Raw genomic sequence first — 19,227 nt, forward strand, 5'->3', positions numbered from 1 at the left:
GCTTTCACCTCATTCCGGCGCCGTGCGCCGCCCCTCCGAGACGGAGGCGTGAAGGAACATCGTCATGACCAAACCCAAAGTTCTCATCTCTGATGCGCTCTCGCCCGCCGCCGTGCAGATCTTCAAGGATCGCGGCATCGAGGTCGACTTCCAGCCCAATCTCGGCAAGGACAAGGACAAGCTCGCCGACATCGTCGGCGACTATGACGGCCTTGCGATCCGCTCCGCCACCAAGGCCACGGCCAAGATCATCGAGCGCGCCAAGCGGCTCAAGGTGATCGGCCGCGCCGGCATCGGCGTCGACAATGTCGAGATCCCCGCGGCAACCGCCAAGGGCATCATCGTGATGAACACGCCGTTCGGCAATTCGATCACGACCGCCGAGCATGCGATCACGATGATGCTGTCGCTGGCGCGCGAGATCCCGCAGGCCGACGCCTCGACCCAGGCCGGCAAGTGGGAGAAGAACCGCTTCATGGGCGTCGAGATCACCGGCAAGACGCTGGGCGTGATCGGCTGCGGCAATATCGGCTCGATCGTCTGCGACCGTGCGCAGGGCCTGCGCATGAAGGTGATCGGCTTCGATCCGTTCCTCACCGAGGAGCGCGCGCTCGATCTCGGCGTCGAGAAGGTCGAGCTCGAGGAGCTGCTGAAGCGCGCCGATTTCATCACGCTGCACACGCCGCTGACCGACAAGACCCGCAACATCATCGATGCCGCGGCGATCGCCAAGATGAAGCAGGGCGTGCGCATCATCAATTGCGCCCGCGGCGGCCTGATCGACGAGCAGGCGCTGCTCGCGGCGCTCAACAGCAAGCATGTCGCGGGTGCCGCGCTCGACGTGTTCGCCGAGGAGCCGGCGACCAGCAATCCGCTGTTCGGTCATGCCAACGTGATCTGCACGCCGCATCTCGGCGCCTCGACCACGGAAGCGCAGGAGAACGTCGCGCTGCAGATCGCCGAGCAGATGTCGGACTACCTGCTCACCGGCGCGATCTCGAACGCGATCAACTTCCCGTCGATCACCGCGGAAGAAGCGCCCAAGCTGAAGCCGTTCATCGCTCTTGCCGAGAAACTCGGCTCGTTCGCGGGCCAGCTCACCGAAAGCAGCATCACCAAGATCCAGATCACCTATGAAGGCCACGTCGCCGAGATGAAGACCCGGGCGCTGACCTCGGCGGTGCTGGCCGGGCTGCTGCGGCCGATGCTGGGCGAGGTCAACGTCGTGTCGGCGCCGGTGATCGCCAAGGAGCGCGGCATGATCGTCGACGAGGTGCTGCGCGCCGGCGAGAGCGACTATGAGAGCCTGATCACGGTCGCGGTCACCACCGAGCACCAGGAGCGCGCGGTGTCGGGCACGGTCTACGCCGACGGCAAGCCGCGCCTCGTCGACATCAAGGGCATCCGTGTCGACGCCGAGTTCGGCAAGTCGATGATCTACGTCACCAACGAGGACAAGCCGGGCTTCATCGGCAAGTTCGCAAGCCTCCTGGGCGATGCCAAGATCAACATCGCGACCTTCCATCTCGGCCGCGTCGCGCCGGGCAGCGACGCGATCGCGCTGGTCGAGGTCGACGGTGCGGTGCCGGCCGATCTGCTCGCCAAGATCCAGGCGCTGCCGCAGGTCAAGCAGGCCAAGGCGCTGGCGTTCTGATCGTCCGATGAGATGAGTTGCAACGGCGGCGCGGCCTCTGGCCCTGTCGCCGTTGCGACTCTGAAGGGCCATCGAGCGACCGGCCCTTCAAGCCGTCGATTGAACCCGGCTTTCTTTCCCTGCGTCTAACGCCCGATGAAGGACCGGCTGATCCGGTCCCGTGGGCGTTGGGCTGCGGAGAAAGTGATGACCATGCGAAACAAGGGCCTGCTTGCCACGGGTCTCGTCCTGGGTGCTGCGCTGACGGCGGTGCCCGGCCATGCGGCAAACGTCGATACGACCTCCACCGTCGATGCCGTGACGGTCTATCCGGATGGCGCGACGGTGACCCGGGTCATCTCGCTCGACCTCCCCGCAGGTGACAGCACCGCGATCGCCAAGGACTTCCCGCTCGGCCTCGATGCGTCCTCGCTGCGCGTGGAAGGCGAGGCCGGCACCAAGCTCGTGATCGGCACCGTCGACGCCAAGCCGCCGCGTGCGGCGCCGCCCGTCAACCTGCCCGACATCGACAAGCGCATCGAAGCGCTGCAGGACGAGCGTGCCAATCTCGACGGCGCGATTGCAGCGGCTGTTGCGCGCAAGAAATTTGCCGAGCGTTTTGCCGAGGCATCGCCGGCCGGGCTCGGCGAGAAGGGCGAGGCGCGTCCGATCACGGAATGGCGTGCCGCGTTCGCCGCCGTTGCCGACGAGGTCGGACAGGCCGACGCGGCGATCCGTGATGCGGAGCGCAAGCAGCGCGACATCGATCGCGAGATCGCGCGCCTGCAGGACAATCTCACGACGAAGCCCCCGAGCAAGCTGGAGGTGCGGATCGAATTGTCGGCGGCGGCAGCGACCAAGGCGACCTTGCGCGTGACCTACGCGGTGCGCAATGCCCGCTGGGTGCCGCTCTATGACGCGCGTCTTGACACGTCGGCGAAGGACCACAAACCGGCTCTCGAGCTGGTGCGACGCGCCGAGATCCAGCAGGCCACCAGCGAGGACTGGCCCGAGGTCGCGCTCACGGTTTCGACGGTGCGGACCGGACGCGGCGGCAGTGCGCCCGAGCTCAGGACGATCATCGCGCAATATCCGCCGCCGCCACCGCCAGCGCCGAAGCCGGCCGCCGTGAGCGCGGCACGAGGACTCATGGAGAGCCGGCAGGAGTTTCGCTTTAACGGAGGGACGACGTTCGGAGATGTCGCGGACAAGGCCGTCGAGCAGCAGACGGTCGCGGAGATCAGCGCCTTCCAGACCGTCTTCCGTCTTCCCGGACGCGTCAGCGTCGGTGCCAATGATGGCGCGAAGAGCCTGCGCATCTCCACCGCGACGATCACGCCCGAACTGACGATCCGTTCCGCGCCCGTCATCGATCCCACCGCCTATCTCGAAGCGAGCTTCCCACAGGCGGAGGACGCGCCGCTGCTGCCGGGCAAGGTCTCGATCTATCGCGACGGCATGTTCGTCGGCACCAGCAAATTGGCCGCCGCGGGCAAGGATGAGCCCGTTCGTCTCGGCTTCGGGGCCGACGACAAGGTCAAGGTCGAGCGTAGTGTCGTCAAGCGCAACGAAGGCTCGGCCGGCCTGATCGTGACGACGGCGAAGATCGACGAGCGCGCCTTCAAGACGACGGTCCGCAACGCGCATGATTTCCCGGTCAAGGTCGCGATCCAGGATCAGCTGCCGGTCAGCGAGAACGAAGAGATCACGGTCGAGATGCTTCCTGCGACCACGCCGCCGGTCTCGACCAACGTCCGCGACCGGCGTGGCGTCGTCGAATGGGTGATCGACGCCAAACCCGGCGAGACCAAGGATATCGCCTTCGCCTGGCGCGTGCGCTGGCCGAAGGACAAGTCGATCGTGATGCAGCCGTCGGGCTGAGTGCCGGGCGGGGGGACTGGTGCCGCTTGATCCATGACAAGCTGCCCGGTCCCGGTCCTGTTATGCGCGAGTGGAACCCCGTTGATCACGTCCTGTCCGGCCGTGATCGATCTCGACCGAGAGCGCCGACATGGAATCCGACCCGAACACCCGCAAGCAGGCCGTCGCCGTCGGCTACATCTTCCTCGCCGGCGTCGGCATGCTGCTGCTGCAGTGGCTGCTGACGACCTACAACACGGTCGAGACCATTCCATACAGCCAGTTCGAGCAATTGATCGAGCAGGGCAAGATCTCCGAGGTGTCGGTCAGCCAGGACACCATCCAGGGGAAGTTCAAGGACAAGCAGTCCGACGGCAAGACGTCGTTCATCACCGCGCGCGTCGATCCGCCGCTGGCCGAGAAGCTCGCCGCGAAGGGCGTGAAGGTGACCGGCGTGCCCTCGGGCGGGCTGATCCAGACGCTGCTGTCCTGGGTCGTGCCGGCGCTGATGTTCTATCTCATCTGGGTGTTCCTCGGCCGCAAGGTGATGGACCGCCAAGGCTTCGGCGGTCTGATGTCGATCGGCAAGTCGCGCGCCAAGGTCTATGTCGAGACCGACACCAAGGTCACCTTTGCCGATGTCGCAGGGGTCGACGAGGCCAAGTTCGAGCTGCAGGAGGTCGTGCAGTTCCTGAAGGATCCGAAGAGCTATGGCCGGCTCGGCGCACACGTCCCCAAGGGCATCCTGCTGGTCGGCCCGCCCGGCACCGGCAAGACCCTGCTCGCGCGCGCGGTGGCGGGCGAAGCGGGGGTGGCGTTCTTCTCGATCTCCGGATCCGAGTTCGTGGAGATGTTCGTCGGCGTCGGCGCTGCCCGCGTGCGCGATCTGTTCGAGCAGGCCCGCAAGGCCGCGCCTTGCATCATCTTCATCGATGAGCTCGACGCGCTCGGCCGCAGCCGAACCGCGGGTGGCCAACTCGGCGGCTACGATGAGAAGGAGCAGACGCTCAATCAATTGCTGGCGGAGCTCGACGGCTTCGACCCAAGCTCCGGCGTCATCCTGCTCGCCGCCACCAACCGGCCGGAGATCCTCGATCCCGCGCTCATGCGCGCCGGCCGCTTCGATCGCCAGGTGCTGGTCGACCGTCCTGACAGGGGCGGGCGGCTCGCAATTCTCAAGGTGCATGTCCGCAAGATCACGGTCGCCGACAGCGTCGATCTCGACAAGGTCGCGGCACTGACGGCCGGCTTCACCGGCGCCGACCTCGCCAATCTGATCAACGAGGCGGCGATCGCGGCGACCCGCCGCAAGGGTCACGAGGTGACGTTCGACGATTTCACGATGGCGATCGAGCGCATCGTCGCCGGCATCGAGAAGAAGAGCCGCGTGCTCAGTCCCGCCGAGCGCCGCCGTGTCGCCTATCACGAGATGGGCCACGCGCTGGTCGCGGCCAATCTCGTCGGCGTCGATCCGGTGCAGAAGGTCTCGATCATTCCGCGCGGCGTCGGCGCGCTCGGCTACACGATGCAGCGCCCGACCGAGGATCGCTTTCTGCTCGCGGTCAGCGAGCTGAAGAACCGCATCGCCGTCCTGATGGGCGGCCGCGCCTCGGAGCAGTTGATCTTCGACGGCGACGTGTCGACCGGCGCCGCCGACGATCTGCAGCGCGCGACCGAGATCGCCATCGAGATGGTCACCAAATACGGGATGGATGCGACTGTCGGGCAGCGCACTTACGCGCCGCGTCCACAGATCTCGTTCCTGCAGCCGCAGGATCAGATCGTGTCGGCGGCCGAGGAGACCGGGCGCGAGATCGACCTCGCGGTGCGGGATCTGATCGCAGACGGCGATGCCCGTGCCAGGGCGATTCTCGAAAGCCATCGCCCGGACCTCGAGCGCGGCGTCGCCCTCCTGATCGCCAAGGAGACGCTGACCGCCGAGGAGTTCGCGCCATTGCGGCCCGCCTCCGCCGCGGTCCCGGCCCCGGATGCCGTTGTCCCGAGCTGATCCGGGTTTCTACGGGGGCGCGTTCGCAACCGAACCCTAACCATCACCTGATCAGTTAACCGGCAGCTCACCTTGACAGATCGAGGCCGTCGATCGGGGACCGGGCGGAGTTCTTTGCGTGCTGCTGAACAACCTGAAGATTGCCCCCAAGCTCGCCATCGTCGTCGGCGTCGCGATGCTGGGCCTTGCCGCGGCCGGTACGTTTGCCGGCACTCTGATGCAAAAGGAGATGGTCAATGCCCGCATCGAACAGTGCCGGGCGATCGTCGAGACCGCGCGTAACATGGCCCTCGGCCTCATCAAGGATGTCGAAGCCGGCAAATTGACGAAGGAGGCTGCGCTCGACGAGTTCGTCAATCGCGGGAGAACGATGACCTTCGACAAGGGCACGGGCTATCTGTTCGCCTATACGATGGACGGCAATGTGGTGCTGTCCCAGGATCCGAAGCAGCGCGGCTCGAACGTGATCGATTTCGAGCTCAACGGCCGCAAGCTCGTCGTCGAGCTGCGCGACGGCGTTGCCAAGGATGGCGAAGTCACCTTGCACTACGAATATCTGCGTCCCGGTCAGGAGCAGCCGACCCGCAAGATCTCCTATGCGGTGATGATTCCCGGCTGGAATACGTTCGTGGGCACCGGCGTCTATGTCGACGATCTCGACGCGAAGATGAAGCCGTTGAAATGGCTGATCTGGATGGCCTGCGCAGGCATCGCGGTCGTCGCCGGCGGGATCGCCTGGCTGATCAGCCGCAGCATCAGCGTGCCGCTCGATCGTCTCGGCGTCCGCATGCGCGAGATCGCCGACGGCCGGCTCGAGGGCGAGATTCCCGGTGTCGGCCGCGGCGACGAGATCGGCGGGATGGCCGCGACCGTCCAGATCTTCAAGGACAACGCGCTGCGGATGCGCGAGCTCGAGCAGGCCGAGGCCGCCACCCAGCAGCGCGCGGCCGCCGAGCGGACCGCGGCCATGCAGAACCTCGCAGCCGACTTCGAGCGCAGCGTCAACGGCATCGTCCGCTCGGTGGCGTCGGCGGCCGAGGGCATGCAGCACACCGCGCAGTCGATGACCTCGACCGCGAGCGATGCCAGCTCGCGCGCTTCGACCGTCAGCGCCGCCACCCAGAGCGCCAACGACAATGTCGGCACGGTTGCCGCCGCGGCCGAGGAGCTGTCGAGCTCGGTCAACGAGATTTCGCGCCAGGTCGCCCGCTCCAGCGAGATCGCGAGTAAAGCCGTGGGCGACGCGGAGCGCACCAATGCCACCGTTCAGGTGTTGTCGACCGGTGCCGAGAAGATCGGCGAGGTCGTCAAGCTGATCCATTCGATCGCAGCGCAGACCAACCTGCTGGCGCTGAACGCCACGATCGAAGCCGCCCGCGCCGGCGAATCCGGCAAGGGTTTTGCGGTCGTCGCTTCGGAGGTGAAGGCGCTCGCCAACCAGACGGCGAAGGCGACCGAGGAGATTTCGGCGCAGGTCGCGGCGATGCAGACCTCGACCCAGGATGCGGTCACCGCCATCAGCGGCATCACCCAGACCATCGCGCAGATGAGCGAGATCACCAATTCGATCTCGACCTCGATCGCGCAGCAGGGCGACGCGACGCGCGAGATCGCGCGCAACATCCAGTCGGTCGCGGCCGGCTCCAACGAGATCAGCGCCCATATCGGCGGCGTCACCAAGGCGGCGGAAGCGACGGGCATGGCCGCCTCGGAAGTGCTGTCGAGCGCACGTGAGCTCGACAGCCAGTCGGGCCTGCTGCAGCAGGCCGTCGATGGCTTCATGGCAAAGGTGCGAACGGCCTGAGGCGGCTTGGAACGGACCCCACGCTCAGGCCATCTTGGGGCCGCCCGTGCGCGAGGCGATGATCACGCCCGCGATGACCAGCGCATAGCCCATGAGGTGGAACAGCCTGAGCTCCTCGCCGAGCAGCAGGATCGCCAGCACCGAGCCGAACAACGGGACCAGGTGCAGGAACGGCGCGGCGCGGTTCGGTCCGATCAGGCTGATGCCGCGGTTGAAGAACAGATAGGCCAGCGTCGAGGCGAAGACGACGACGTAGCCGAGCGTCGCGATCGAGAGCAGGTCGGGCGCGAGCACGAACCCGGAGGAATATTCCCAGACCGCCAGCGGCAGCAGCAGAACGGCGCCAAGCGCCGTGCAGGACGAGATCAGCGACAACTGGTGCACCGCCGGCCGCCGCGTCATGGCGGCGGAGTAGAGGCCGAACACCAGCAATGCGCCCGCGAACATCAGGTCGCCGCGGTTGAACTGGATGCCCGCGAGCGCACCGAGATCGCCGCGCGTCAGGATCACCAGCACGCCGCTCAGCGACATCGCGATGCCTGCGAACTGGGCCAGGCTCAGCCTGACGCCGAACAGCAGCAACGACCACAGCGCCACGAACAGCGGCGTCGACGATTGGATCAGCAGCCCGTTGAGCGCCTGGGTGTATTGCATGGCCCAATAGGACAGCGCGTTGTTGATCGCGAATCCGGTCAGCGCCAGCAGCAGCAGAAGCGGCCAGTGCGCGAGCAGTGTGCGCCAGTCGCGCGCCAGGTGCGTGCGTGCGAACGGCCACAGCATCAGGAAGGTCCCGATCCAGCGGATGCACGACAGCGTCAGCGGCGGCACGTGCCCGGCGACGTAGCGCGCGAGCACGATGTTGCCGGCCCAGAACAGCGAAGCCAGCGTGAGCAGCACGTAAGGCTGGTTGTTGAGCCAGGCGAGCGGCGATGATGGCTTGATGTCGTCGGCGGGCAAGGGAGGCGGGACGCTCTGGCGGGGGGAGGACGCAAGGTGGGCCAAATCGCGGCGCTGCGCAATGCGCCGCCGGGGATTGGTGCCATGCAGGCGCCGTCGCCCGGGAGCAGCGTCTCACGTCGCCTGTTTGCGCGACGCCACGAACACGCCGGCCAGCACCAGGGCAAAGCCGATCACGTGGAAGATCTGCGGCTGCTCGCCGAGGAACACGAAGGCCATGATCGAGCCGAACACCGGCACCACGTGAAAGAACGGCGCGGCGCGGTTGGCGCCGATCAGGAGCACGCCGCGGTTGAAGCAGAGATAGGCGATCGTCGAAGGAAAGATCGCGACGTAGAGCAGCGACAACAGGTTCTGCGCGTCGAACGCCATGACCGGCCGCGCGTGGAGTTCCCAGATCAGCAGCGGAATGAGGCTGGCTGCACCGCAGCCGAAGGTGAAGGCGACCATCGACAGGCCGTGGATCTGCGGCCGCTTGATCGTCAGCACCGAGTAGAAGCCGAACACCGCCATCGCCAGCAGGAAGATCAGGTCCCCTCTGTTGAAGCTGATGTCGGCCAGCGCGGTGGGGTGACCGCGGGTCAGGATGAGCAGCACGCCCACGAGCGACAGCACGATGCCGATGGCCTGCGCCAGGGTCAGGTGCACGCGCAGCAGCAGCATCGACCAGATTGCCACGATGAGCGGACCAGCCGACTGCAGCAGCAGGGTGTTGAGGGCCTGCGTATATTCGAGCGACCAGTATTGCAGCGTGTTGAAGGCGCCGATGCCCGTCACCGACAATGCGATCATGATGCCGAGCCGCGACCGGATCGCGGGCCAGTCCTGGCGCAGCTGTTTCCAGGCGAGCGGCAGGATCAGCAGGAAGGCCAACGACCAGCGCAGGAACGACAACGTCACCGGCGGGATGTGGCCGGCGGCGAGCCGGCCGACGATCGAGTTGCCGGCCCAGCACAGCGCCGTGATGCTCAGCAATACGTAGGGCTGGTTGGCGATCCAGCCGGGCGCGGCGGACGCGGTGCGGTCGGCGGCAGACATGCGGCGCTGTAGGACCCGGTTGATGCGCCGCGGCAATCGGCCCGGCGATCCCAGGCCGAAGTTTCTCCCCGGCTGGGTCGACAGACACCAATTGCAGCTGCCTATCAAGAGGGCAGATGCATCGCGACCATGCAGCGATGATCGTCTTCAGGAGCCGGCATGCGGGGCATGTCCACGGTGCCGTCGCCGGGGTCCGGATTGGACCGCGACGGATTTGAGACGCTCCGCACTCAGCAGATAGACGATGACGAGAGCGGCGATGGCGGCCAAGACGATGGCAGGCGGCGCAACGAAGCCGAACCAGGCGCCGGCCGGGGTGAAGGGCACGACCAGCGCGACGGCGAGCGCGGTCAGTGACGACGCCGTCAGCATCGGATCGGCGCGGTTGCTCCATGGCCGTCCGTTGGTCCGGATGATGAAGATGACGAGGATCTGGGTCGCCATCGATTCGAGGAACCAGGCGGTCCGGAACTCGTCGGGCGTCGCGTGGAACAAATACAGCAGTGCGCCGAAGGTGAGAAAATCGAACAGCGATGACAGCGGGCCCATGATCGCGGCAAAGCGCAGCAGCCGCTTCATGTCCCAGCGCTGCGGCCGCGCGGTGGCCTGCGGACTCACACGATCGAACGGGATGCCGAGCTCGGAGAGATCGTAGAGCAGGTTGTTGAGCAGGATCTGCGTCGGCAGCATCGGCAGGAACGGCAGCATGATCGAGGCGACCGCCATCGACAGCATGTTGCCGAAATTCGAGCTCGCGCCCATCCGCACGTATTTCAGGATGTTGGCGAAGGTGCGCCGTCCTTCCTCCACGCCGTCGGCGACCACCTCGAGATCGGAGGCGAGCAGGATCATGTCGGCGGCCGATTGCGCCACGCCGGTCGCCCCGTCGACCGACAGGCCGATGTCGGCCACCTTCAGTGCCGGCGCGTCGTTGATGCCGTCACCCAGGAAGCCGACGACGTGGTCCGAGGCCTGCAGCGCCTTGACGATGCGCGATTTCTGATCGGGGGCGAGCCGGCCGAACGCATCGGCCGAACGCACCTGCACCGCAAGCGCATCGTCGCTGAGCTCGGCGATGTCGCTGCCGGACAGCACGCGATCCGCTCTCAGCCCGACCAGCCCGGCCAGTCGCTTGACCACGACCGGATCGTCGCCGGACAGGATCTTCAGCGCGATGCCGGCGCGCGCAAGCTGCGCGATGGCCGCGGCTGCGGTCGGCTTGGGCGGATCGGCGAACGCGCACAGACCCTCGAAGATCAGCTCCTGCTCGTCATCGGTCTCGATCTCGCGCGGCACGCCGGTCCAGGGCCGTGACGCGATGGCGACCGTGCGCAGGCCCTCGCGCGCCAGCGCGTGGACGCGCTCGCGCATGTCGGTGCGGCCGCTGTCGTCGAGCGGCGCGACGGTGCTGCCCTGCCGCTGCTGCGTGCACAGTTCGATCACCGCCTCCGGCGCGCCCTTCACGATCAGGATCTGTTCTGCCCCGCGGGTCGCCAGCACCGAGCCGAGCCGGCGCGAGAAGTCGAAGGTCTGCTGTCCGCCCAGTGTCCATCCTGCCACCTCAAGGTCCGCGCCGGCGATGAGCGCGGTGTCGAGCGAACCACGATCACCGCCGAGTGCGGCAGCGATCGCGCCGAGCTCCGCGGCTCGCGGGTCGTCGCTGCCGTCGGGCGCGATGCTTCGGGCCAGCGTGATCTCGGCTGAGGTCAATGTTCCCGTCTTGTCGGTGCACAGCACCGACATCGCGCCGAGATCATGGATCGCCGCGAGCCGCTTCACGATCACCTTGCGCTTGGCCATCCGGAGCGCGCCGCGCGACAGCGTCACGGTCGTGATCATCGGCAGCAGCTCGGGCGTCAGTCCGACGGCCAGCGCCACCGAGAACAACAGCGAGTCGAGCACATCGCGTCCGAATACGACGCGCACCGTGAGCACGATCACGACCAGGGCCAGCGTCAGCCGCGCGATGACGAGGCCGAATTCGTGCAGGTCGCGCTCGAACGGCGTGCGGGCCTGCGCTTCGGCCAGCGCCGAGGCGGCAGCGCCGAACATCGTGTTCGGCCCGGTGTTGACGACGATCGCGACGGCCTCTCCGGTCTGGGCCACTGAGCCGCGAAACAGCACATTCGACGTGTCGTTCTCATCGCCGGGGATGCCGGCCTGTTTCGTCACGGGATAGGGCTCTCCCGTCAGCGCCGCCTCGCCGGCAGTGAAGGCCTTGCTTTCGGTGATCAGCGCATCGGCAGGAACGATGTCGCCCGCGCGGACGCGCAGGATGTCTCCGGGAACGACGGCGTCGACGTCGATCTCGCGATAGGCGCCGTCCCGCTTGACCTCGGCCTTCAGGGCCACGGAGCGGCGGAGCTCCTCGGCCGCCTTGACGGCATGCCCCTCCTGAACCGTATCGAGCCCGATCGACAGCGTGAGGATGAGGACGATGATGGCGCCGCCGATCACGTCGCCCGTCACCATCGAGATGATGCCGGCCACCAGCAGGATCAGCGATAGCGGCTCGAGCAGGCGGCGAAGCACGGCGCGCATCGGCCCCACGACATGGGATGGGGAGTCGGCATTCCGGCCGTAGCGTTGCAGCCGCTGCCCGGCGTCGGCCCCGCCGAGGCCGTTCAGGTCGCAGCCCAGCGCTGCGGCTGCCTGCGCAGGCGACAGCCGCCAGAACCGGTGCAGGCCGGGGCTCGTATCGGTGCTCACATGCATCCGTTCATGTTCGTGGATGATTGGTGATGGTCATCTTGTCTGATTTGCATGAAGGATCGTGCGCCGGTTGACCTAGCGCAACATCCTGCTGCCGCGATCCCCTAGCTTTGCGGGCAATGCGCCGCGGGCTGACGGCCGCACCCGAGGAATGGATGGCGCCCGTCGCCGGGCATCATCCGCATTGACGAGTTTGTATTGAGGACCATGGCCGAACAAGCCGCAGCTCTCCCATCCCCCACCAAAGCCGCCGCTGGTCCGACCGTCCTGGCGGCGGTCTGGGCGCATCGCTGGTTCGCTCTCGCCATCATCGTGCTGCTCGGCCTTGGCGGCTGGCAAAGCGTCCGCGTCATGCTTGGGCCTGCCATCGTGGTCGATCAGGTCCGGCGCGGCGACCTCGTCGAGACTGTCGTCGCCAGCGGTCACGTCGAGACGCCGTTCCGCGTCGAGATCGGCAGCCAGATCACCGGCACCGTCGAGGAGGTGCTGGTGCTGGAAGGCCAGCATGTCACCAAGGGCCAGCCGCTGATCTCGCTGGAGTCGCGCGAACTGAAGGCCGCGGTGGTGCAGGCACAAGGGCAGGTGGCGCAGGCCGAGGCGCGGATGCGCCAGCTCGCCGAGCTGACCTTGCCGTCGGCGAAGGAGGCGTTGCGCCAGGTGCAGGCGACCTTGCTCAATGCCCAGCAGACCTATGACCGGACGTCGCAGCTGACCGGCAACGGCTATGCGACGCGCGCTGCGCTCGACGAGGCCCAGAAGACGCTCGACGTTGCGCTGGCGCAGAAGCGTGCCGCCGAATTCCAGGTCTTCACGGCGAGCCCCGGCGGCAGCGACTACGTCATGGCCGAGACGCAGCTGAACCAGGCGCGCGCCAATCTCGACACCGCGCAGTCGCGTCTCGGCTATGCGACGATCTCGGCGCCACGCGACGGCGTGCTGATCACGCGCAGTGTCGAGCGCGGCACCGTGGCGCAACCCGGCAAGACGCTGCTCGTCCTGGCACCTGCCGGCGATCTCCAGCTTGTCCTGCAGATCGACGAGCGCAATCTCGGCAAGCTGGCGCTCGGCCAGACGGCGCTGGCGTCGGCCGATGCCTATCCCGACAAGCGCTTCCCCGCCGTGGTCAGCTACATCAACCCCGGCATCGATATTTCCCGCGCGTCCGTCCAGGTCAAGCTGATCGTCAAGGACCCGCCCGACTATCTGCGCCAGGACATGACGGTGTCTGTCGACATCGAGGTCGCCTCCCGCAAGGATACGCTGGAGCTGCCGGTGCGCTCGGTTCACGACATCACCTCGGGACAGCCCTGGGTGCTCGGGATGAAGGACGGCCGCGCCGCCAAGCAGCCGGTGCGTGTCGGCATCCGCGGCAACAGCCATGTCGAGATCGTCGACGGCTTGAATGCCGGTGACATCGCCGTGCCGCAGAGTTCCGGCATCTTGACCGGCCAGCGCTTCCGTCCGGTGCTGCCGTGAACCGCTGGCTGCCCTTCGAGTGGATCGCGGCGGTACGCTTCCTGCGCGAGGGCCGGCTGCAGACCTTGTTCATCATCGGCGGCATCGCGATCGGCGTCGGCGTCATCGTGTTCATGTCGGCGATGCTGGCCGGCCTCGAGGCCAATTTCATCAAGCGGGTGTTGACCTCGCAGCCGCAGATCCAGCTGCTGACGCCGGATCAGGTTGCGCGTCCCCTGCGCAACGACAATGGCGTGATCGAGGATGCCATCGTGCAGCGTCCGAGCCAGCGCGTGATCTCGATCGATCAATGGCCGAAGATCCGCAATCAGATGCTGGCGATGCCGGAGATCTCGGCGGTGTCGCCGACCATCTCCGGCTCCGCCCTCGCCATTCGCGGCGACGCCAGCCGCGCCGTGACGCTGTCCGGCATCGAGCCGGAGAGCTACTTCAGAATCGTGCGCGTGCCGGACTACATCGTCGCCGGCGAGCCGCGGCTGACCAGCGAGGACATCATCATCGGTACCGAGCTCGCCAGGGATCTCGGCGCCATCGTCGGCGACAAGCTCAATGTTCAGGCCGCCTCCGGCGCCAACCGCGTGCTGATCGTGACTGGCCTCGTCGACCTCGGCAGCAAGGGCGCCAATCAGCGCTCCGCCTATGTCGCGCTGCGCACGGCGCAGTCGCTGCTCGGCATGGTCGGCGGCGTCACCACGATCGACATGACGGTACGGGACATCTATGCCGCTGAGGACATTGCGCAGCGCATCCAGGCCGCCAATCGCGTCAAGGCCGACAGCTGGATCAAGACCAATGCCCAGTTCTTCACGGCGGTGCGCGCGCAGGCGACATCCAACACGCTGATCCGCGTGTTCGTCGCGCTCTCGGTCGCATTCGGCATCGCGGCCGTGCTAATCGTCTCGGTAATCCAGCGCTCCAAGGAGATCGGGATCCTGCGTGCGATGGGTACCTCGCGCGGACAGATCTTGCGCGTGTTCCTGCTGCAGGGCGGGCTGCTCGGCTTCGTCGGCTCGCTGTTCGGCGCGGCGATGGGCGCGGGTGCGCTGATCTATTGGCATGCGGTGCAGCGTCAGGCCGATGGCTCGGAGTTGTTTCCGTTGATCCTCGAACGCCGATTGTTCGTCATCACGGCCCTGCTCGCGACGGTGACGGGCCTGCTCGCCGCGACCGCGCCGGCGCTGCGCGCGGCCAAGCTCGATCCGGTGGTGGCGATCCGTGGCTGAGGTCCTGCTGCGACTGGAAAAGGTCTGCAAGGCCTACAATGTCGGGCAGCCGACCGAGACCGAGGTGCTGCACGATATCGACATCGAGGTCGACCGAGGCGAGTTCGTCGCGCTGATCGGCCCGTCCGGCTCCGGCAAGAGCACTCTGCTGAACATCGTCGGTCTCTTGGACCGGCCGACCTCCGGCCGGCTGACGATCAAGGGTCAGGATACGGCATCGCTCAATGATACCGAGCTCACCCATCTGCGCGGCCATACCATCGGTTTCATCTTTCAGTCTCATCTCCTGATCTCCGCCTTCACGGCCAAGGAGAACGTGATGATGCCGCTGCTGGTCGATCGCGGCTTCCCGGGTCCCGAGATCGAGGCGCAGGCGTCGAAGCTGCTCGACCAGGTCGGGCTGGCGAAATTCGCCGACCATCTCGCGAGCAACATGTCGGGCGGCCAGCAGCAGCGCGTCGCGGTGGCGCGGGCGCTGGCGATGAACCCCGATCTGGTCCTGGCGGACGAGCCGACCGGCAACCTCGACACCAAGTCTGCCGAGGCGGTCTTTGGCCTGATGCGCGACGTCAATCGGGAGGTCGGCACGAGCTTCCTGCTCGTCACCCACAACCTTGATCTGGCCCGGCGCTGCGATCGCATCATCGAGGTTGTCGACGGCCGCATCCAGAGCTGAGAGCTGGCCGCTTCGATCGTAGATTCGCCGCCGTTCGGGTGCTCAATGGAACTGCCCGGCTCGATGCGCCGCCAGAAGCGCACGGCCGGGTCGCCCGATCCGCAGCCGGGGCGGCTTGAAATTTTGGGGCTTATCAAAGGCTTGGTGGCGCTGTTGTGTGCTCCGAAGGCCCGTTCTCGCTTGCCTAGCCCGGCGGCTTCCTTTATCCGGTGGATCGCCTCGCAAGCGAGCGGTCCTGGCCGCGATTTGGGCTGGGCGCATGGTTGGCCAGGCTGGCCCCGCATCGGAAGCGATTTCGTCCGAACCGATCGTGCTGTTTTGGATCTTGGCAGAGGAAAGAGCTGCGAATGGCTAACGTGGTCGTCGTCGGCGCCCAATGGGGTGACGAGGGGAAGGGCAAGATCGTCGACTGGCTGTCGGAGCAGGCCGACATCGTTGTGCGCTTCCAGGGCGGCCATAATGCCGGTCATACCCTCGTCATCAACGGCGCGACCTACAAGCTGGCGCTGCTGCCGTCGGGCGTGCTGCGCACCGGCAAGCTGTCGGTGATCGGCAATGGCGTCGTGTTCGATCCGCAGGCCTTTCTCGACGAGGTCGGCAAGCTCCAGTCGCAGGGCGTCGCCATCAGCCCGGACAATCTGCGCGTCGCCGAGAACGTCACCTTGATCCTGCCGCTGCACCGCGAGCTCGACGCGCTGCGCGAGTCCGCGAGCGCGGCGACCGCGATCGGCACCACCCGCCGCGGCATCGGCCCGGCCTATGAGGACAAGGTCGGCCGCCGCGCGATCCGGCTGATGGACCTCGCCGATCTCGATACGCTGCCGCACAAGATCGATCGCCTGCTCGCCCATCACAACGCGTTGCGCCGGGGTCTCGGCCTCGAGCCGATCGACGGCCAGCAGATCCTGCGCGAGCTGACGGCGCTGGCGCCGAAGCTGCTGCCCTACGCGGAGACCGTGTGGCGGCTGCTCGACATCAAGCGCCGCGAAGGCAAGCGCATGCTGTTCGAGGGCGCCCAGGGTGCGCTGCTCGACGTCGACCACGGCACCTACCCTTACGTGACCTCGTCCAACACGGTGGCGGCGCAGGCGGCGACCGGCGCCGGCCTCGGACCGGGCGCGATCGGCTACGTGCTCGGCCTGTGCAAGGCCTACACGACCCGCGTCGGACAGGGGCCGTTTCCGACCGAGCAGGACAACGAGACCGGCCGCAAGATCGGCGAGCGCGGCCGCGAATTCGGAACGAATACCGGCCGGCCGCGTCGTTGCGGCTGGTTCGATGCGGTGCTGGTTCGCCAGGCGGTGCGGACCTGCGGCATTAACGGTCTTGCGCTGACCAAGCTGGACATTCTCGATGGTTTCGACACCATCGAGGTCTGTACCGGCTACAGGCTGGACGGCAAGGAGATCGATCATTTTCCGGCAGGTGAGGGCGCGCAGTCCAGGGTCGAACCGATCTACGAGACGATCGAAGGCTGGAAGCAGCCGACGGCGAACGCGCGCTCCTGGGCCGATCTGCCGGCTCAGGCCATCAAATACGTCCGGCGCATCGAGGAACTGGTGGGTTGCCCGATCGCGCTGCTTTCCACCAGCCCCGAACGCGAGGATACTATTCTGGTCCAGAATCCCTTCGAGGCATGACGGGACCCGACAGCTGAGCGCGCGAATTGAGTTGATATGGCCGACTACTACCCGCTGATAGCCCGTGCCATTGCCGGATTGGACCCCAACGCTCCCGGGGAAAGCCGGCGTGCGCTTTACGAGCGGGCGCGGGCGGCGTTGATCGCGCAGCTGCGCAGCGTCCAGCCGCCGCTCAGCGAGTCCGAGATCACGCGCGAGCGGCTGTCGCTCGAGGAGGCCGTGCGCAAGGTCGAGGCGGAAGCAGCCCAGCGTGCCCGCGAGGCGCAGCGGGCGTCCAGTGGCGCCGCTCGCCCAGGTGATGCGCTCCGGCGGGCCGGTGCGCGGAGTTCGGATGCTCCGGCACCCCCCTCGGCTCAGCCCACTCCGACTCCAGACCAGGCCGCCACGGCCGCCCCCCGGCCGCGACCGGCGGCCCCGGCTGCTGCCCGGGCCGACCGGCCGCCGCTCGCCGGCGAGACGGCCGAGCTGCGTCCGGCGCGCAATCAGCGACCGGAAGCGCCGCCGGCTGCGGCTGGCGCACCAGCCGTGCCACCGCGGCCCCAGCCGCCTCAAACGCCTCCACAGGATGGGGCGGCGCCTCCCGTGCGCGAACGTCCGGCTGCCGCTCGCCGCGGTGCTCAGGACAACGGCAATCCGGCAACGCCGCCCGCCATGCGCGGCTTCCGCGACATCACCGCTGATGTCGACGATCTCGGCAAGGCCACCGCTCAGGCCAACCGCGCGGCGCGCAAGACCTACGCCAACGTTCCGGCCACCGATCTCGACCGGCTCGAGGGCGACGACGATGACCGGCCGCCGCTGCCCGAAGCGCCGTACTCCTATGACGAGTCGGTCCAGGAGGCCGAGCGCTACGCGCTGCCGGCCACCTCGACCCGTCAGCGTGGCGCCGCTCCGGATCGCGAGGGCAAGAAGAAGTCGGAGCGCAGCGGCTCGACCTTTCCGTTCAAGGCCGCCATCGCCGCCGGGATCGTGCTGATCCTGATCGGCGCCGGAATTCTGTGGGGCCGGCCGCTGGTCGGCATGGTCAACGGCCTGTTCAAATCTTCCTCGACGGTCGAGGCGCCGAAGGACACCGGCGCGCCGCTGAGCAAGCCGAAGATCACCGACCGCGTCGGCCAGTCGCCGTCCTCGGACCAGATCGCGCCGGTCGCGCAGCGCGTCGTGCTGTACGACGAGGATCCGTCCGATCCGAAGGGCAAGCAATATATCGGCTCGGTCGTCTGGCGCACCGAGCAGATCAAGGCGACGGCCACGCAGAAGGCCGACATCGCGGTGCGCGCCGACATCGAGATTCCCGATCGCAAGTTCAAGATGACGATGTCGTTCCGCCGCAACACCGATACGTCGCTGCCGGCGAGCCACACCGCCGAGCTCACTTTCATCCTGCCGCAGGATTTCAACGGCGGCGGCGTCGGCAACGTGCCGGGCATCCTGATGAAGTCCAACGAACAGTCGCGCGGAACGCCGCTGGCGGGCCTCGCGGTCAAGGTCACCGACGGCTTCTTCCTGGTCGGCCTGTCCAACGTCGATGCCGATCGCGCCCGCAACGTGCAGCTCCTCAAGGAGCGCTCCTGGTTCGACGTTCCCTTGGTCTACACCAATCAGCGCCGGGCGATCATCGCGATCGAGAAGGGCGCCCCGGGCGAGCGCGCCTTCAATGACGCTTTCGCGCTGTGGGGTGACTGAGGAATCAGCACGGGCTTGGCCCGGTCGGCGGGCCGGTGAGGCAGGAGATTGGGCATGAAGCGATATCTCATCTTCGTTGCCGTAGGCCCGGCGCTGGGCGGCTTCGCGCTGCTCCTGGTCACGACCTACATGTCCGGCTATTGGACAAACACCAATCCGGGCGAAGTGGCCAAGCTGTTCAAGGTCTTCGTCACCTCGCTGCAATACAGCTATCTGTTCGGCTTCCTGCCGGCGCTGATGATGTGCGCGATCGACGACATCCTGTTCCACGTCAGGCGCATCGGGCCGACGTTGCGGATGCTGCTGGTGGGAGCCATCGCCTTCCTGCTCGCGGCCTTCAACTACGCCTCGCACGGCTCCGAATACGGCATCATCCAGTGGATCCTGTACGGGCTGGTCGGCTTCATCCCGGCGACGGTGTCATCGTGGCTGGTGCACAAATTCGTCGAGGAGCCGCAGCCGGCGGTCGCCACCGAGCCGCCGACTGCGTAAGCAAGCTGAACACACGAGCAGC

The 19,227-nt window shown here is 66.9% G+C and carries 13 protein-coding genes; 10 read left to right on the forward strand and 3 right to left on the reverse strand.

Going from position 1 to position 19,227, the window contains the following annotated elements; translation table 11 throughout:
* Window positions 1-64: 64 nt before the first annotated feature.
* The 4 genes from serA to ACQR2C_RS12940 all read left to right on the forward strand — a co-directional run bounded on the left by serA (window position 65) and on the right by ACQR2C_RS12940 (window position 7,305).
* A complete protein-coding gene (serA, locus tag ACQR2C_RS12925) occupies window positions 65-1,654 on the forward strand; it encodes a phosphoglycerate dehydrogenase (protein ID WP_315803325.1) in 1,590 nt (529 codons plus the stop codon).
* A gap of 192 nt (window positions 1,655-1,846) precedes the next feature.
* The gene (locus tag ACQR2C_RS12930; protein ID WP_434881353.1) at window positions 1,847-3,514 is read left to right on the forward strand and encodes a mucoidy inhibitor MuiA family protein; all 1,668 of its coding nucleotides are present in this window, start codon (window positions 1,847-1,849) and stop codon (window positions 3,512-3,514) included.
* A gap of 130 nt (window positions 3,515-3,644) precedes the next feature.
* A complete protein-coding gene (ftsH, locus tag ACQR2C_RS12935) occupies window positions 3,645-5,501 on the forward strand; it encodes an ATP-dependent zinc metalloprotease FtsH (protein ID WP_316177624.1) in 1,857 nt (618 codons plus the stop codon).
* Between the two features lie 118 nt (window positions 5,502-5,619).
* A complete protein-coding gene (locus tag ACQR2C_RS12940) occupies window positions 5,620-7,305 on the forward strand; it encodes a methyl-accepting chemotaxis protein (RefSeq protein WP_434840264.1) in 1,686 nt (561 codons plus the stop codon).
* A gap of 24 nt (window positions 7,306-7,329) precedes the next feature.
* Here the strand turns inward: ACQR2C_RS12940 and ACQR2C_RS12945 are convergent, their stop codons facing one another.
* From ACQR2C_RS12945 to mgtA, 3 genes are all read right to left on the reverse strand, one after another.
* Window positions 7,330-8,262, reverse strand: a complete 933-nt coding sequence (locus ACQR2C_RS12945) for a DMT family transporter (protein ID WP_316177627.1) — start codon at window positions 8,260-8,262, stop codon at window positions 7,330-7,332.
* Between the two features lie 114 nt (window positions 8,263-8,376).
* A complete protein-coding gene (locus ACQR2C_RS12950) occupies window positions 8,377-9,300 on the reverse strand; it encodes a DMT family transporter (protein ID WP_316217476.1) in 924 nt (307 codons plus the stop codon).
* Window positions 9,301-9,447: 147 nt separating this feature from the next.
* Window positions 9,448-12,009, reverse strand: a complete 2,562-nt coding sequence (gene mgtA / locus ACQR2C_RS12955; protein WP_434881280.1) for a magnesium-translocating P-type ATPase — start codon at window positions 12,007-12,009, stop codon at window positions 9,448-9,450.
* Between the two features lie 210 nt (window positions 12,010-12,219).
* Here mgtA and ACQR2C_RS12960 point away from each other — a divergent pair, with 210 nt between their 5' ends.
* The 6 genes from ACQR2C_RS12960 to ACQR2C_RS12985 all read left to right on the forward strand — a co-directional run bounded on the left by ACQR2C_RS12960 (window position 12,220) and on the right by ACQR2C_RS12985 (window position 19,205).
* On the forward strand, window positions 12,220-13,488 hold the full coding sequence (locus ACQR2C_RS12960; protein WP_434881281.1) for an efflux RND transporter periplasmic adaptor subunit: 1,269 nt from the start codon (window positions 12,220-12,222) through the stop codon (window positions 13,486-13,488).
* Window positions 13,485-14,711 carry an ABC transporter permease gene (locus ACQR2C_RS12965; protein ID WP_315803332.1) on the forward strand — a complete coding sequence of 409 codons (1,227 nt, stop codon included), beginning with the start codon at window positions 13,485-13,487 and terminating at the stop codon, window positions 14,709-14,711. Before ACQR2C_RS12960 ends, ACQR2C_RS12965 begins: the two co-directional genes overlap by 4 nt.
* The gene (locus ACQR2C_RS12970; protein WP_434881282.1) at window positions 14,704-15,387 is read left to right on the forward strand and encodes an ABC transporter ATP-binding protein; all 684 of its coding nucleotides are present in this window, start codon (window positions 14,704-14,706) and stop codon (window positions 15,385-15,387) included. Before ACQR2C_RS12965 ends, ACQR2C_RS12970 begins: the two co-directional genes overlap by 8 nt.
* A 347-nt stretch (window positions 15,388-15,734) precedes the next feature.
* Window positions 15,735-17,027 carry an adenylosuccinate synthase gene (locus tag ACQR2C_RS12975; RefSeq protein WP_315803334.1) on the forward strand — a complete coding sequence of 431 codons (1,293 nt, stop codon included), beginning with the start codon at window positions 15,735-15,737 and terminating at the stop codon, window positions 17,025-17,027.
* A gap of 36 nt (window positions 17,028-17,063) precedes the next feature.
* Complete coding sequence (locus ACQR2C_RS12980; RefSeq protein WP_315803335.1) at window positions 17,064-18,713, forward strand: hypothetical protein; 1,650 nt, start codon at window positions 17,064-17,066, stop codon at window positions 18,711-18,713.
* 54 nt (window positions 18,714-18,767) lie between these two features.
* Entirely contained in the window at window positions 18,768-19,205 is a 438-nt protein-coding gene (locus ACQR2C_RS12985) for a DUF5413 family protein (RefSeq protein WP_434881283.1), read from the forward strand.
* Window positions 19,206-19,227: the final 22 nt, after the last annotated feature.

It is taken from the genome of Bradyrhizobium sp. HKCCYLRH3061 (assembly GCF_051168015.1).
GTDB lineage: Bacteria > Pseudomonadota > Alphaproteobacteria > Rhizobiales > Xanthobacteraceae > Bradyrhizobium.